The 15,697-nt window shown below is 38.5% G+C and carries 14 protein-coding genes; 1 reads left to right on the top strand and 13 read right to left on the bottom strand.

Annotation, left to right across the window (positions count from 1 at the left end):
- Nucleotides 1-479: 479 nt before the first annotated feature.
- From KDU71_RS09195 to KDU71_RS09215, 5 genes are all read right to left on the bottom strand, one after another.
- Nucleotides 480-1,727, bottom strand: a complete 1,248-nt coding sequence (locus tag KDU71_RS09195; protein ID WP_212189959.1) for a hypothetical protein — start codon at nucleotides 1,725-1,727, stop codon at nucleotides 480-482.
- 144 nt (nucleotides 1,728-1,871) lie between these two features.
- Entirely contained in the window at nucleotides 1,872-3,101 is a 1,230-nt protein-coding gene (locus KDU71_RS09200) for a glycosyltransferase family 4 protein (RefSeq protein WP_212189961.1), read from the bottom strand.
- Nucleotides 3,102-3,147: 46 nt separating this feature from the next.
- Nucleotides 3,148-3,525, bottom strand: coding sequence for a four helix bundle protein (locus KDU71_RS09205; RefSeq protein WP_212189963.1), 378 nt, complete (start codon nucleotides 3,523-3,525; stop codon nucleotides 3,148-3,150).
- Between the two features lie 88 nt (nucleotides 3,526-3,613).
- Complete coding sequence (locus tag KDU71_RS09210; protein WP_212189965.1) at nucleotides 3,614-4,954, bottom strand: glycosyltransferase family protein; 1,341 nt, start codon at nucleotides 4,952-4,954, stop codon at nucleotides 3,614-3,616.
- A 207-nt stretch (nucleotides 4,955-5,161) separates the two neighbouring features.
- Complete coding sequence (locus KDU71_RS09215) at nucleotides 5,162-6,541, bottom strand: glycosyltransferase family protein (protein ID WP_212189967.1); 1,380 nt, start codon at nucleotides 6,539-6,541, stop codon at nucleotides 5,162-5,164.
- A 494-nt stretch (nucleotides 6,542-7,035) separates the two neighbouring features.
- On the opposite strand from KDU71_RS09215, the gene KDU71_RS09220 reads away from it, so the two are divergent.
- Complete coding sequence (locus KDU71_RS09220; RefSeq protein ID WP_212189969.1) at nucleotides 7,036-7,509, top strand: hypothetical protein; 474 nt, start codon at nucleotides 7,036-7,038, stop codon at nucleotides 7,507-7,509.
- A 395-nt stretch (nucleotides 7,510-7,904) separates the two neighbouring features.
- Here KDU71_RS09220 and KDU71_RS09225 read toward each other — a convergent pair whose 3' ends face one another.
- The 8 genes from KDU71_RS09225 to KDU71_RS09260 are packed head-to-tail and all read right to left on the bottom strand — an operon-like array spanning nucleotide 7,905 to nucleotide 15,547.
- Entirely contained in the window at nucleotides 7,905-9,209 is a 1,305-nt protein-coding gene (locus KDU71_RS09225; protein WP_212189971.1) for a glycosyltransferase, read from the bottom strand.
- 3 nt (nucleotides 9,210-9,212) lie between these two features.
- Nucleotides 9,213-10,103, bottom strand: coding sequence for a glycosyltransferase family 2 protein (locus KDU71_RS09230; RefSeq protein WP_212189973.1), 891 nt, complete (start codon nucleotides 10,101-10,103; stop codon nucleotides 9,213-9,215).
- Nucleotide 10,104: 1 nt separating this feature from the next.
- Nucleotides 10,105-11,031 (bottom strand): glycosyltransferase family 2 protein, encoded by a 927-nt coding sequence (locus KDU71_RS09235; protein ID WP_212189975.1) that lies wholly within the window; start codon nucleotides 11,029-11,031, stop codon nucleotides 10,105-10,107.
- A complete protein-coding gene (locus KDU71_RS09240; RefSeq protein ID WP_212189977.1) occupies nucleotides 11,032-12,021 on the bottom strand; it encodes a glycosyltransferase family 2 protein in 990 nt (329 codons plus the stop codon).
- A 25-nt stretch (nucleotides 12,022-12,046) separates the two neighbouring features.
- Nucleotides 12,047-13,051: a glycosyltransferase gene (locus KDU71_RS09245; protein ID WP_212189979.1), complete on the bottom strand. Its 1,005-nt coding sequence runs from the start codon at nucleotides 13,049-13,051 to the stop codon at nucleotides 12,047-12,049.
- 27 nt (nucleotides 13,052-13,078) lie between these two features.
- Complete coding sequence (locus KDU71_RS09250; RefSeq protein ID WP_212189981.1) at nucleotides 13,079-14,035, bottom strand: glycosyltransferase family 2 protein; 957 nt, start codon at nucleotides 14,033-14,035, stop codon at nucleotides 13,079-13,081.
- The gene (locus KDU71_RS09255) at nucleotides 14,035-14,976 is read right to left on the bottom strand and encodes a glycosyltransferase family 2 protein (protein ID WP_212189982.1); all 942 of its coding nucleotides are present in this window, start codon (nucleotides 14,974-14,976) and stop codon (nucleotides 14,035-14,037) included. Before KDU71_RS09255 ends, KDU71_RS09250 begins: the two co-directional genes overlap by 1 nt.
- A complete protein-coding gene (locus KDU71_RS09260; RefSeq protein WP_212189984.1) occupies nucleotides 14,969-15,547 on the bottom strand; it encodes a hypothetical protein in 579 nt (192 codons plus the stop codon). The genes KDU71_RS09255 and KDU71_RS09260 overlap by 8 nt, the downstream gene beginning before the upstream one ends.
- Between the last annotated feature and the right edge of the window lie 150 nt (nucleotides 15,548-15,697).

Here is a 15,697-nt window from a genome sequence, read left to right on the forward strand (position 1 = left end):
TATAGGGTTAAGGGTGTAAGGTTTAAGACCGAAGACAGGTGGCATGGAGATGAGAAAGGTATATGGTTTAGGGTGTAAGGTTGAGGGGTTGAGGGGTTTAAGAGTTTAAAGTTTAGGGGTTGAGGGTTGAAGGTTTAAAGTTGAGGGGTTGAGGGTGAAAGACTGATGAGGCAAAAGAAATGGTGGAAGGTATAGGGTTAAGGGTGTAAGGTTTAAGACCGAAGACAGGTGGCATGGAGATGAGAAAGGTATATGGTTTAGGGTTTAAGGTTGAGGGGTTTAAGAGTTTAAAGTTGAGGGGTTGAGGGGTTGAGGGTGGAAGACTGATGACCGGTGATGGAGTGAAAAGTGATGAGAGTATATGAGGAGTAATGTTTTGGGTGCAGGAAAAACTAAATGCGTATACCAAACTGTTTTCTTATCAAATAGAGCAGGCCAAATACCAGAATGGACGATTTAATCAAGTGGTTAAGAACGACTTAGAACTCCGTCTCGGCTTTTATTACCTGTAAAAACAGGATAGGGCTCCAAAGAAGAAGGGTTGGGTAGATAGCGGATAAACGCCATAATTTTTGCCAGAACCAGGCAATAAAAACACCCCATATAAACATGAACAGGATACCTCCACTAACACCATAATTGGCATAGCCTTCTCCTACCAGACTAATACCCATGGACGTTGATTGACTGATATTAAAACCTGTAAATCGCTCATAATTTTCGCGGCCCCCAGCTGTCTTTTTGTTGGGTGCCAGAAAACGTGGTAACAGACTTGATTCAATGGCCTCGGTAACCGTTGAGCCATTGGCATAAGGCTCCTTCTCCGGCACATGCTTCATAATGGCCGAAATAATCCAGCCCTGATTTAGACGCACGTTAGCATCCGTATCTGCATTAGGATTAACTATACTACCAGTGCTCCATTGCTGAACAACCAGGCTGGTAAACAGGGCCAGTTTATTGCCCGTATAGCCTTGCCAGATGGTGTTGCGGTATTCAGCTTTTACTGATTGGATAGACATGGCTAGTATAACCCCTGCAATGGCAAAACTGAACTTGCGCACCAAACTCAGGTGTAGTTCCCTGGCTACAAATGTAAATGACAGGATGGCCCACAGGAGTAGGTCGTGGAACATACCGGCCGCAATTGATGCAATAGCTGTAAAGGCCATAGTGCCCCAAAATACAGGCCAGCGGTTTTTATTATCAGAAAACAACAGGTAGATAACACCAATGTATTTGATATTGGCTAACAGATAAAATACAAAACCTAATGAAGCTGGTAGCAATGGGGATAAATAGGGTATTAATAAACCAACGCCTACCATAATAAATGGTAATCTCGGGTAGTTCTCCAATAAGGACCTCACCCGCTCGCCTATTTCTTCCAGATCAGAGTGCTGTTTAAATAGGCGGGTGCCCAGCCAGAAAGCCAAAACAGAAGGTACCACAAAGGCCATATACGTGCTTTCCTCCACATACATGTGGTATTTATAGTGGTACGAATCATTGTGGTAATCAATAAATGGCCCTACAATCCATTGCAGGGCGGCCATGGTCGCCATCAATTCAATTATGGGAATGTTCTTGCCCATCTTACTGAGTAGATCCATAAAGAAATAGGCCGCCAGTCCCAAACCAATTGATGACCAAAGAAGGTTCCCCATGGCCATACTTATGGCAGCTACTAGAATGATAATCCAATAGAAGCTATTGCTTTGTTGCATGTATTTTAGGCGTATTAGTAGGTTTAAAGATAAGGTTTAGATTTTAGGAAGTAGGATTTAGGTTTTAGGTTTTAGGTTATAGGGGTAAGCGCTAATACTTCTCTCGAAGTGGTTTCCACCTTTAAAAATCATTAATTTCTAGCTCTAAGTCATTTCTTTTTCAATAACATTGCATATTTTTTCAAAGCTCCAGCTGGTAATATGCTGTTGGCAGGCATGGGGAGTGATGTTTTCTTTTGCTAATTCCATCAATTTAGCTTTTAGGTCACTGGCATTTCCTGAAGAAAAGATACTGCCAATTGATGCATGAACGACATCAGCAGCACACCCCACTTTATCACTTACCAGCACCGGACGCCCCGAAGCAAGAGCCTCGTTAACCCCCAAACCCCATGTTTCTTCGGGTCCTTGGGATGGCAAACAAAAAATAGTTGCTAAACGATAGGCAACCGGCATGCGACGTTGATTGATAAATGAAATAAAGCGGATATTATTATCACGTCCGGCAATAGTTTTAAGCTCTGCTTCAAGTGGCCCGGAACCACTGAAAATTAGTTTAATAGTGCTATTGCCTGATTGGTTAAGTTCTCGAATGGTATTAAGCAACAGTAATGGGTTCTTCTTGTGTTCCAGTTTGCCTGCAAACAATACGACGGTATCATTTTCACTAATACCTAATTCCTTTCGCCATTTTATAGCTTCCATTTCATAATCCACTTCTATTGAATATGTAAAGCGCTGATTATCGATGGCATGCGGCGCCAGTACCAGCTGTTCGTTTGTTAAGCCATGCGCCATAAAATAATGTCGGCTGTTGGTTCCCACGTATAGAGCTTTATCAACATAGCGATAGACAAGGCGGAGCGCAGTTTGGCGGAGCCTATATTTTAAATATAATTTAAAAGAGGAGAGAAAAGAGAGGTGAGAGGTGAGATTATTCCGAGTAGCTATATCCTTCAAGCCTTTAATATCATAATCCAACAGGGTGCTGTCGCCTCTGAACCAAACAGGTATCTTGCCTTTGAAATGGCGCATCAGAGCAAAGTGGCTTTTGAATTTCCAGCCAAATACCAGGATGGCATTAGGTTCAAATTGAGTGACTTCATCAATCAAAGTGGGATTATCAATACCTTTCCAGGTTTTGGAAGAGGGGTGTACTGACACATTCTTCACAAAGCTGTATGGGTAGCCCTTGAGCAGAGGAATATCCCACTGTATATTTTTACCAAAATCCGGATCATCAAAACCTTCAACCGCTTGCGGCCAGGTGTAAAAAACCTTGATGTCAACCTTGCCTCTTTGATGGAGCAGGGCAAACCAGGGTGCATTGTACTGAATGGGGTGAGTGGTGATGATGGCGAGACGCTTGTTCATAAATAAAAAGGATTTAGGTAATAGGAATTAGGTGATAGGAAACGATTTATAAACCTTTTAAATCTTGTAGTTTCGTGCGTTGAGAGCTTATTAAAGCATTTAGCATTTTGAGAATTTCACCTGCTTGATTTTCAATGTAATTAAGTCGTTCTGCTGAAATTATACCTTTTCTTTGAAACAGATTTAGAAGGGTAATACATTCGTATAAGGAGCCACGTGAGATATATAAGAAATGAATGTATTCCTTAATAGAATGCCTGCCTTTTCCTTCTGCAATATTTTGTGGTACTGATGCAGAACAAGACTCTAGTTGTTCTACTAATCGATAATGACCTTTCACACTCTCACATATTTCCAATATAAGTTCTGCTAAAGCCATAGATTTTTGCCAAACTATAAGTTTTTTAAAATCAAATTCTATCATGTTTGAATAAATTTTGGTTAAACATCATATTGCATTAATATCACAAACCTATATCCTAATACCTAGACTCTAAATCCTATTTTTGCGGTTAAATCACACTTTCAATAGCCTCAATCAACTTCCTTGCACTTTCTTTAGACGAATAGGGGGCTAAGGCTGATAAATCGGGTTGCCAGTGGTCTTCTTGCAAGCGTTTACTAAGTACTTCTTTGAACGCATTGACTATATCAGTGTGACTCATTTCCGGTTTGTATCTGACTGTGTAAGCATCGGCACCGCAATCTTCCATTACGTTTACAGCACTGCTTAAATGGTGGAAAATACTCACCACAGGGCGTTCACTGAGTATCGATTGATAGGTTTTACTGGCTGTGTAATGCTCCTCGGTACTGCCAATGACCATTACCGTATCAGCAGCTGATAAAAAGTTAAGTACCTGTAAAAATGGGAATCGCTCCCGCTGTTCAAACACTATGTCATTAATAGCATGATCACTAGCATAGCTGGTAATCCGTTTAGCCGGGTAAGGTCCGGTCCCTATAAACCACAGCTGGATAGTCTCATCCCATTGCCCCACCTGTCGCATTTGGGCAATTGCCTCAAAAAAAGCATCCATCAGTACATGGCTATTTGGCAAAAAGGCACCGGCGTAGAGCCAGATTTTAGGTTTTAGCTGATTGGATTTAGGCTTTAGGAGAGTGCTATCCCAGGGATAGGTCAGGTTGTTCAGTTTGATTTTATGGTCGTTGGGATCGAAACCATAGGGCATGGCGACATGAGTGATGGGTTTAGAGGTGTTAGGGTTTAGGGTTTGGGCTTGAGTAGTCAGTAGTGAATAGTCAGTAGTGAGAAGTTGAGACGCTATTTCCGGGAAGTTGCGCTCAATAGCAGGGGCATAGTAAGGCGTGGAGACACCGCTGATGACACTGACCTTTTTAATGGCAATTGGTTCTAAAATTCTGGCGACCCACTGACTTAGTTTAGCTCTTCGATTGTTTTGGTTACTAATATCACGCACCCATGGATCGATGTAATCAACACCATAGGGTACTTTGGTACGATCATAAAGCAGACGCCCCAGCAGAGCATTGTAAAAGCTGGGGATGGGCAACCAGATAAAATCTATGTGTTCGTTCCGTATAATTTCGCGGGCTTTTTTATACAACTGGTAAAAGGCCCGCAGACCAATGTCCCCTATCAGGCGAGGTTTAGTAACCTTAAATGCCTTCACACGTGTCACGTCATAATCACTACTAAAGGTCTGTTCAAAATCCGGGTCAGGTGTTTCTTCAAAATAACCGGCTTCCACCGTTAACACTCTTGGGTGCCAGCCTAGCTGTTTCAGGTAGTTGCCAATCAGCCTGGGACGTTGCACACCGGCCAAGTTAGCCGGATGCCAGTGTGGATATATAATAAGGATAGTTTTCATGTGTCTAAAATTTTATTTCTTAATGGTCACATGGAACTCGCCAGAATAGTCATGCTCCTGTGTGAGAAAACTTCTCTCATGGCTCGTTTCATATGCTTATATTTTCTTTCAATTGCCATATGGAACTCGCCTGAAAAATAATCATCCTAATGTGTGAGAACATTTTCTAATGGCTCGTTACATATAAATATCTACTTAATTATCTGATTAGGGAGCAACTTTTCCTAATTGAGAGTTAATTACTGACCACAAGTTCTTAATCTTATTGGCTTCTTCTTCCCATGTCAACCCTTGTCCTTGTTCAAAACGCTCTTGCTGACCAGAATGAATAGCATTACATTCAAAGCTCAATTGCTCAATGGCATCTGCTAAAGCTTTCGTCGATTGTTGACATACAATACCAGCCCCGGCATGTTGTTCTATAAACTGCTTCTGCGCAGGGGTATCAGTGGCTAAAATATAAAGGCCTGCCTGAGCATAAGCCATTATCTTATTGGAGATTGCTAATTCATTATTCAGGTCTTTACCGGGTTCTAAGGCTAATCCAATAGTATGATGGGCCAGTTCGGCGTGGAGGCTAGTTTGAGAGAGGGGCGGTTTGATGAGTAATGAGAGGTGAGAATGTAGGTTATAGGATTTAGGGTTTAGGGTGTTGATGAAAGGCTGAATGATTTGCTGGTTGAATTGTGGATCGAGGTCGCCGATTAAAGTTAAGGTTATAGGGTTTGGGGTTTGGGGTTTAGGGGCATTGGATGAAAGGAGGATAAGGAGCGCGTCAAAGAGCTGTTCCAGGCCCCGGCCAAAGGATATTTTTTGGGAGAACCAGACCAGGCGCAGAGCGCCTGAGGCATTAGGGCTTGGGGTTTGGGGTTTAGGGAAGACAAAATCGTTTTGTGGGAAACTATTGAGGACGACCTGATGATTAGGGTGACCGCCAATCAGTTGGAGGGTATAATCACCAATTAGTGGACTGGCAGAGGTGAGGGCGGCTGATTTGGGCAACAGGGTTTTCATTAAAAATTCACGCCTGCTCTTTTCATTCTTGGCATCAAAACGAATGAACTCTCCTGGGTGATAATCTTCCACATCAAAAACAAAGGGTATATCCCATTTTTTACCAATTGAATACGCCGGATATAAGGTGGCCAGATTGTGTGCACATATTATATCCGGTTTTATAGCCAGTTGCTTTACTGCTTGATTAATTTGCATTGAACGTCGGCTGGAAGCCAATGCATTGAAGTACAAATTATGCCTGAACAAAGCATACACCTTCTGCGCCACCTTCTCCATTAATCCCCACTTCAACCAGGTCAATTTATTGGTTTGGGTGGCGTTAAGATTGATTATTTGAGGATTTGCGTGCCCCGACGCAGACGGGGAGGAAGTGATTATTTGATTCGTTGCATCTTGTGTATTATTCTCAATTAATCGATTAATCAGTTCATCTGTTTTTTTGTCACTCCAATTGCCCATCTTAAACTGAATAAGTGTGCACTGGTGGTTTAATTCCTGGGCCAGTCGTATTTCCTTAAATAAACGCGGATTGGTGGCCAGGTTGTTGGAGGTCAAAAATAGTAGATGCATAATGAGGTTTTAGGTGTTAGGGATTAGGTTTAAGGAATTAGCTGTTAGGTATTAGGCATTAGGATTGTTCAGTAGCTATTAATTAAATGGATTTAGCACTTGTTAGTTGAGCGGGGTATTAAACACTGGCAAGTATATTTATTACTACTCTATCAACACCCTTATGATGATTAATGATTAGACTGGTTATACGATTGCACCTGATAAGTCTTCCTATTACTTTTTGTAAAACCCTAATAGAGTAATGTGTCGTTGTCTTTCACTGTTAAATTAAGTGTTGTGCGCAAATTGTTCAAATAGCACCTTTCATCAAATTAATTAGGCTGTTCGTCATTGGTATTAGCTCTTTAGTCACGTTACGTTATATTTTTAATTTTATATATGGTATTTTACTAAAACAAATAAAGCAGTGACTGCCGGCCTGGATATACAATTTTGGCGAACTGTAACAGGCCTGGCAGCACTGTCAGTATTAATTAATAATTTAATGTCTTATGGCAAATTCAAATTTAATTGCAATCAGCTTTACTGCTGAAGAAGTTCAATCTATCCGGGAGCACATGAGTGCCATTCGGGAGCTGCTGGGCAGCAAGTGTATCAGTCTGACTGCCGAAGAACGACGGGAGCATGGACGCATTGGCAATAAAACCGAAAACTGGTCGCGCAAAGTGATGCAATACATGAATGAACAACCAGGTTTTAATCCGACATTTATTGATGCCGAAGAAACCCAGCGTGACTTTGAGGCTCGCGAAACACTCAAACCTATATTTAATGAACTACAAGCACTACAGGATATGGTGGACGACACCATGCTGATTCTAGGTTCTGACCTCTACCAGGCCAATCTCAGTTATTATCAGAACGTACGCCTGATGGCTGCCCAAAATGTGAATGGCGCCAAGGCTATTTATGATGATTTGGCCGCCCAGTTTCCACGCAATGGGCGTAAGAAAAAGGCTGAATAGCTATTTTGGTGATAGTCCTTAGATAAATAGGTTTTAGCATTTACTTGCCAACCTTATATTTTTAAACTTAACTTCCGGTTGACTGCTTCTAAGCTATAATGTGCTAACCGGAAGTTCTGTTTTTGAACGGTTAAGTTCCGCTTTAGACCTTTGGAGTGCTGATTTCTTACTTTTTACTTCCAATTTACATCTAATTAGTTCTGTTTTTGAACTATTAAGTTCCGCTTTAGACCTTCGAAGTGCTTATTTGCTACTTATTACTTCCAATTCACATCAATTTAGTCCTAGTTTTGAACTAATTAGTAGCGCTCTTTAAGTTCTTGATAGGCTTTTAGATCTAATAACTATATATTTACAAGCTCCGCCGTGTCAATCTGAACCAGTGATTCCTATTCTCAAAGTTCTAAAGCCTTGTAGGCTTCTTCAATGATAGCAGCTACTTCCATCATTGAGCATGGTTTTTTTATATTCTTTGAAAGTTGCCTAAGAAGTGTTTTAGATTTAATCAACTCATTCATTCTCTCAGCAAGTGAAGCATGGCAACCTTTATCAAAAAGAAGACCTCCTCCAAATTCTTTGATTTGCTCTTTAAAAGCTGATATATTGGAACATAATATAGGCGTTTTCTGAGAAAGTGATTCAAGACTTACAAGAGGTGAAACTTCATTGACTGATGGTTGAATAAGGCAGTCAATTTTTGAATAGTAATCTTTTATTTGATGAGGTGCTAAATTTTCATTCCAGATTACATTAGTTCTACCTTTTGCCCAATTCACAGCCTTCGTATAATACTCACTTTCATTCCTATCTTTAATTGTAATTACATGTAAACATGCTTTTTCCGGGTTTATATTCGAAAAAGCTTGCATTAATAGGTGGAAGCCCTTAATAGGGTGCATACGGCCAATGAAAGCAAAATGAATCTTTTTTATTGAATCGTTGAATTGTTTAATTGTTGAACTGGTAATAAAGACAGGACTTATGCCCTGAGGGATTAATTGGGCTTTGGTGATGCCATTGATTTCAAAAGCTGTCTGAATCCATGGGGCAATGGAGAATACGATATCGGCGTATTGGTTGACCCGCTCAATTTCTTGTTGACGATGTTGCGCCAAAAACAGGGTAGCAGGAACATGATTTTTTAAGGCTTTTAGTTTGATTATTTGAGTAATTGACGAGCTGAGTAGTTGAGCTGTGAGTTTTGAATGGCCCTTGCCTTTTAAAAAGCAGCTCATACAGCGCCTTTTGTCGACACGTGCATCACAATTAGAATGACCAAATAACCTGACATCACCCTTAATACAGAAAAAACTACCCAGGTGTGGGGTAAAAGCTGTTTTTATTCCTAACTCTTTGACAACCTCGAGATGAAAGCTGTTGATGGCACGACCAAATGAATGGAAATGGACAATATCTGGCTGTAATTCTCTGATGCGTAAGGTAAAGTGCTCAATCCCCCGCGGTGGTATCAATCCGTTTAACTCTTGTGCGTTGGCCCTTTCAGGTATATCAAAGGTATAAACCGGAATGTCTTCATAATGGTAATCAGCCAGTTTCTTACTGGTAGCAATCAACACACCTACATCCCATCCGCGCTGTTTAAAGTAGTGACACAGATTAAGTACATACACCTCTGTGCCTGCACGATGCGATGGAAAAAAAGATTCGAGGGAGAAGAGTAGTTTTCGAGATACAGCCATCTATTAATATAATTGAATCCGCAACTTTGTTGGCAAAAAGCAAATTAAAAGTGATTTAGCCGGAATGCTTAATTCTTTGATTTTTTTAAGTGCCATTGCAAAATTAAACCTGAGTAGTAAAGACATAGCCCGACGTGCCTGTATATTTTTTAAGTTAAAATAAGCTTCTTTCCTGTCTTTGTCTGATAATGGACAATCAGGTCCGGTTAGATGAATCTTATTTATTTTATCATTAAAGGATTCATATTCATGCTGTCGTAAATTAATTTCCTGCCCTCCATGAGGACGCCACCAGAACAGATCTCTTTGAAAAATAGCAACCGGCCCTAATTTTGCACATTTTAAGTTGAAGTCCATATCTGTTGCAACACTGTATTGTGCATCGAACCCTTTTAATTCAAAAAAACTAGATGCGCGGTATATTGCACCGGTAGGACCCGAATATAACAGACCTCTTTTCAAAAAATGTTGGTAATAAGCTTCTCCCGAACTAAAACTATAGGGAAACTGTTGTTGTTCATCTTCTTGAAAGTTGGACATGCCAATGGCCGCTTCGGGGAATCTTTCCATCGCAGCAACCATTAAATTTAGTCCATGAGGATATATTAAATCGTCAGAATCCAGATACTTTAAGTACTTACCTTTGGAATATGAAGCTGCTTTATTTCTATTTGGATAATCTCCTAAATTATGCTCATTTATGAATACTTTAATACGGGAATCTGTTTTTTCATATCTGCGCGCAATTTCAACAGATGAGTCAGTACTCCGATCATCAACGATAATTAACTCCCAGTTTTGGTAAGAGGAGGCAAGTACACTTTCAATGGCTTCAGCAATGAATTTTTCTCGGTTGTAAACGGTCATTAAGACACTAACTAAAGGAGTATCCATGTTATATAAATAATTGTTTTATAATTTCGTGTTTTGAGTGGTTTCTTTTTGCAATTATATACTGCTTATGTGCCTGATTGTATATCAACCAACGGTGTATCTGAGTAAACATCCATTTGGGGTTAATGCGCCATTTATAGGCTTTGTATAATAGCATAACAAAAGATCTTAAAAGTGGTACCCGCTTGCTCTTTAATTCTAAAAGGATATCATCTTGTGCTATCTCAATGTATTTTCTGTGGAACTCACTGTTTTTATCAAAAGGATGATAATGAGCTACCTTGGCGTGAGGATCATAGATGATTTTATAGCCTTCTTTTAATATTGAGATGGCCCAGCGAATATCCTCACCAAATTTAACAGGTTCAAATGGATAGGATGTCAAAACAGATTTTCGGTACATACTGTTCACATTATCCCAACCACATATCTCCCTTTTTTTATTGGCTGATAAGGCGTTGTAGTTACTTATGTTTTTAAACTGATATGCTCTAATTCTCGGCGGGTTGACTGTACGAGTCCATTCAAAGGGATTAATACTTTGTAATTTTTGTATCATTTGCATTCCACAAACCCCTGCTACATTATCATCTGAAAAATGTGAATGCATGGTTTCCAACCAATAGTCATCTGATGCAATGGCATCCTGCACAGTCATCATTATGTAATCGCCTTTAGCCAATGAAACCCCATAATTACGTGTGGTACCATGGTTAAAATCTTCAGGCGGAATCTGAACTAATCGAACCGGATACTGGCTGATAATATCCAATGTACCATCTGTACTTCCACTGTCTATTATTATAACCTCGGAGGATTTAATAAGGGTCTGACTGTAAATAGCATCCAAACATTGACGGATTGTGGCGATACCATTCTTGACAGGGATAATGATTGATATTGACGGCTCTTTTAAGGACTGATCCATTTATTTCGTATAAGGATTTAAAGTGGGCTTTATCTTTTGCATAAAAGCAACAAAAGTATGTGCTATTTGATGATTACATAAAAGCAACCATATAAAAATTCTATATTGTTTTTTATTGCTAAGATATTTTCTTTTTTTTAAGACAAAATTGCCCATTTCAGTAATCTTACTTTTATTCTTTTCAATATCGTTATCTTGATGAAACATGTAAGTGTAAAGCTTACTGCATGTGCAAATCGTAAGTTCTTTTTCAAACTTTTTAAGGGAAATATGATTAGCTAGTATTTCAAAAGTATAGTAGAATGCCTGAAAACCTGCCTCAACGTATATCTTTCGGTCGCCACTCATTGTAGAGCCTTTACGAGCAACAACATAATTGTATATTAACTCTTGTGTAAAGACAACCTTTTTAGTGAGCAAACTCCATTGAATGCTCACTGGTAGATCTTGTCCGGCCTTAATATTCGGATACTTTGTAGCTTCTTTAATTAATTCGGTTTTGTAAAGCTTCATGCACACCGTGTTGGGGCCATGGCTTAGGATTCGTTTGGTATAATCCTCATTATACAATACCAATTCTGGATGCTGAATTGTATTTATTAGTTGATTATTATCTGCCAAAATAATGTTTGCGCCAGCTACCACAATATCGGCATTCTCTATTTCTATAATATTTAGCAGTTTTTCGATGGCATCTGTTTCCAAATAATCGTCCCCATCCACAATGGTTATATACTTGCCACTACTTGCTTTTATACCAGCTTCTCTTGCACTATTTAATCCTCCGTTTGGCTTATCCACAATCTTTATCCGATAATCTTTTGAAGCGTACGAATTTATTAGGTTTAGTGAATCGTCCGTACTGCCATCATTAACAGCAATTAGCTCAATATTAGTATATGATTGATTTATACAAGATTTGAAGCACCTTGATAAGTATGGCGCCACATTATATATTGGTATAACTATTGAAACAGTCGCGTTATTCATTAAATCCTATTTACTCGTTAATGTATTATTTTTGACTTAAAATGCTTTCTAAAGCATCATCCCATCTATCGATATTCACTTGATTTCCAAGCTTATTAATGGTATCATTTTTTATGCGCCTAGAAAACAAAGCCAAAATGTCTCTGTTGTTGTATATATAATCAATCCAATAATAAAAATCACTAATTGTGCGTTCACAAAGAATACCATTTTCTTGATGAATTATGACTTCTGCAGGCCAACCATTTTTAGTTGATATACATGGAATATGACACATACTTGCTTCCCAAAATAGTGATGGTCCAGCATCTCCATTTGATGCAATCAAAACTAAATCAACATCATTATAAAAGTCAATTAGAGTTTCTAAAGGTCCTTTGAACCTAGTTATAAACCTAACCTTGTTACCATATTTCTCTTGAATTTTATCTATAGCTGGAAGAATAATATCATAAAAGCCTTTGAATTTTCGATTGGGATTTCCTGTCCATCCGATTGTTAAGATCCCTGGTGACTTTGTTTCCTTGAATTTTGCTTTAAACCTATCTTCATCTATTGTTGGGGCATTGCAGTATTTTATAGGTATTTCTTTGTTTTTATATAATTCAACTATATCATGACTGCCAGCAATAATCAAATCACAATTGCTAAAATACTTTTCTAGAAATTGGTTCTTATCTAAAGACCAATCTTCTCTAACTGCTCCTTGAGGAGGAAAAGTAGAAGTGTAGATTCCTTTAATGATATGATTGTATTTATATGGTAAATTAATACCTCTATCAAAATAGAATCCTAAAAGGATTACAATATCATATTTATTAGATAGCCTTCTTTTGCAATACTTTATTCTTATTTTAATATTCGATAACTTCCGCTTTATATCTGATTTCTCATACACACATGTAAAGTCTATATAGATATTATATTTTTTTGCAAAATGTTTTTTTACAAACAAAGCAATATGATGATACGCCCAATTAGGAGAATCAGCTACGATTAAAATATTCTTTTTACTTTTTATTTTATACATTCCTTAGATAAAGAAAATTAATAAAGTTTATATCATTCTAAAAAGACAGCCTTTCAGAAAGGGGATACTGTTAAGAATTGAAAGCGTTGAATACTTACTGTATACTTTTATTAACTTTATTTTTACAATGCTTAATAATTTTTCTTTTTCTACCCAAGTTAAAAAACTTTGATGTTCAGTGAGGTAGCTTTTTACTCGTTTCAATAAAAATGTTTTATATAAGTTTAAGATACCTTTACTAAACGCCTGCCTATGATGTATATGAGGAACTTTTGGTAGCAAATCCCTGTAAAACTTCATTCGTCCAATAATGGAATTATGCCAAAAGGCCAGTTCCTGCTCAGGTGTTTTGGGTAGAAGGCGATAAAAGAAGTCGGGTTCACCCTGCACGACTTCAAAATGCAAACCTTGTAGTATCGCCCGGATATGTAATTCCGGATCTTCCATTATCGTGTAATCCTCGCGAAATCCATCCGTATTTTCAAAACTTTCTTTTCTCCAAATTGGCCCACTAATACACCAGGGGGGCGAGTCCATTAAAAAAGACTCCAGATATTTATTGGAATTGGTACAATATTTACTGAAAATTTTGTAACTATCAATGTTAATTTCGAAGGTAGCTTGAGTGAAAACAGCAAAATCAAGTTGAGGACGCTGTCGGATAAAATCCACCCTTTTTTCGATACATTTGGGAGATATTATGTCATCTGAGTCCAAAAACAACAAATAGTCACCTTTGGCCATTTGTACGCCCAGGTTTCTGCATCTCGATGGCCCTTTGGGTAAACTTTTTCGATAGTAAAGTTGCACACGGGGATCGGTTTGGCTCAACTCTTTTATGTACGTATCACCACCATCAGTTGATCCATCGTCCACCACAACCCATTCCCAGTCAGTATAGGTTTGCGCTTTGATGGAAGCCCAGGTTTCAGGCACCAGATCAAGTCGATTAAATAAAGGTGTTATAATACTTAGAGTAGACATTATATGTGGGATTTAGGTTTTAAACTGTTTTGCCTGTAATCTTTAATTTTTTTGTATTGCTTGAGTGTTTGCCAGAATGCTTTAAATCGCGTTTTAAATTTCTTAAACTTCCGGAATAGAAGAAGAGTGCTTAGTTCGTCCATACTTTTCTTTAGGAATAGTAACCAGGCACTTCGGTAGCGATGATTAATATTGGCCAGAGGGATCAAATTAAATATGACATTACGAACCGGATGGTGTTCAATTTTTTCCCATGAAAAAATAGAATCGTGAGTAACCTGAGCCTTGGGTACAATACCGACTTTAAAGTCCCAATAATGTACTCGGTTAATGTAATCCTCATCCTCGCCATAATGTGGGAAAAGTGGATTAAAGCCACCTACTTTAGAAAGACACTCTAAGGATATTAACCAGGCTGCTGCATTTACAAATTTGGTGGTGTAAACTTGCCTTAAGCTGTTCTTGTACAAATCCGATAATAGTCCTCTTGTGTTCTCTGGACCAGTATATTCAGCAAATTTAGTTTCTAATCCATCTTCCTGAGCATTTAGGTGGACTGGACTTAAAACCCCATATTCGGAATCACTTTTATGCGCATTCACCAAAACCTGCAGAGTATCCGGTTTAATCCAGGCATCCTGATTCAATAAAAACACATAATCAGCAGCTACTTCCAAGGCTTTCTGCATACCAATGTTATTTCCTTTTCCAAATCCCAGATTCTGTTCCGAACGGATTAACTCCACTTGTGGGAAATGTTGCTCTATATAATCAGGTGTACCATCGGTCGAAAGGTTGTCAATGACCAGTATGTGAGTCGGAAGCACCGACTCCAATAGGCTGCTTATACAACGGTCGATCCATTGCATGCCATTATACGTAACTATGATAGTGTAAATGCTTGGTTGAATGGTAGAAATATTAATTTGAGTTTTATCCATTGTATTCTTCCTCTTTATACCATGAACTGACGTTCGTGGTCACTTGCTTAAAAAACAGCTCCTCATCGGAAGGTTTGTCGCTATCCTCATACCAAGGTAAATGACGTGCTACATACTTTCCTCCGGTACGCAGGCAGGTGTCCCATTGTTGATATCGGGTGTTGGGTTGGTAAAGCGCAAAGGTTGTATCAATTTTAGCCTTATAAATGTCTTTTTCGATCTCCTGTTCCCAAAAAGGTCGTTCCCATTTTATGACTTCTTCCTTACGTAAGTAATGGTCAGGTATATCATCTATCTTTAGTCCAAATCCTACTTTTGATATATTCGGATATTGATCTAATACCTCTTTAAAATAGTTGACCGCATTCAGTGGGCATTCATTAACTGGTATTATATCCGGATCAGTTAATACATAATATTGATCTTTAAACCATAACTGTATGTGCGTATCCCAAAATGCTGTGTGTCCGACATTTTCGGTGAGTTGAAATATGGTATAGGGCAAGTTTTTATAATACTTTAATAATGGAGTATATGTAGAAGCATTATCAATGATATATATGTTTTTCATGCCAGCTTTTTCAAGCCACGACAGTTGTTTTTGCAAGTAATCAAGGCGATTAAAATTATTGATGATTACGGGTATCTTCTGCCAATTTTGACCCGGTCTAAAAATAATATTCTTTAGTTTAGCTATAAGTCTGAATATTAAGTTTATTTG

The organism is Carboxylicivirga sediminis, from assembly GCF_018156225.1.
Classification (GTDB): Bacteria; Bacteroidota; Bacteroidia; order Bacteroidales; family Marinilabiliaceae; genus Carboxylicivirga; species Carboxylicivirga sediminis.

Excerpts from the sequence above, each read along its gene's own strand:
- KDU71_RS09195 (WP_212189959.1), bottom strand. The coding sequence starts at position 1,727 with ATGCAACAAAGCAATAGCTTCTATTGGATTATCATTCTAGTAGCTGCC.
- KDU71_RS09200 (WP_212189961.1), bottom strand. The coding sequence starts at position 3,101 with ATGAACAAGCGTCTCGCCATCATCACCACTCACCCCATTCAGTACAAT.
- KDU71_RS09205 (WP_212189963.1), bottom strand. The coding sequence starts at position 3,525 with ATGATAGAATTTGATTTTAAAAAACTTATAGTTTGGCAAAAATCTATG.
- KDU71_RS09210 (WP_212189965.1), bottom strand. The coding sequence starts at position 4,954 with ATGAAAACTATCCTTATTATATATCCACACTGGCATCCGGCTAACTTG.
- KDU71_RS09215 (WP_212189967.1), bottom strand. The coding sequence starts at position 6,541 with ATGCATCTACTATTTTTGACCTCCAACAACCTGGCCACCAATCCGCGT.
- KDU71_RS09220 (WP_212189969.1), top strand. The coding sequence starts at position 7,036 with ATGGCAAATTCAAATTTAATTGCAATCAGCTTTACTGCTGAAGAAGTT.
- KDU71_RS09225 (WP_212189971.1), bottom strand. The coding sequence starts at position 9,209 with ATGGCTGTATCTCGAAAACTACTCTTCTCCCTCGAATCTTTTTTTCCA.
- KDU71_RS09230 (WP_212189973.1), bottom strand. The coding sequence starts at position 10,103 with ATGGATACTCCTTTAGTTAGTGTCTTAATGACCGTTTACAACCGAGAA.
- KDU71_RS09235 (WP_212189975.1), bottom strand. The coding sequence starts at position 11,031 with ATGGATCAGTCCTTAAAAGAGCCGTCAATATCAATCATTATCCCTGTC.
- KDU71_RS09240 (WP_212189977.1), bottom strand. The coding sequence starts at position 12,021 with ATGAATAACGCGACTGTTTCAATAGTTATACCAATATATAATGTGGCG.
- KDU71_RS09245 (WP_212189979.1), bottom strand. The coding sequence starts at position 13,051 with ATGTATAAAATAAAAAGTAAAAAGAATATTTTAATCGTAGCTGATTCT.
- KDU71_RS09250 (WP_212189981.1), bottom strand. The coding sequence starts at position 14,035 with ATGTCTACTCTAAGTATTATAACACCTTTATTTAATCGACTTGATCTG.
- KDU71_RS09255 (WP_212189982.1), bottom strand. The coding sequence starts at position 14,976 with ATGGATAAAACTCAAATTAATATTTCTACCATTCAACCAAGCATTTAC.
- KDU71_RS09260 (WP_212189984.1), bottom strand. The coding sequence starts at position 15,547 with ATGAAAAACATATATATCATTGATAATGCTTCTACATATACTCCATTA.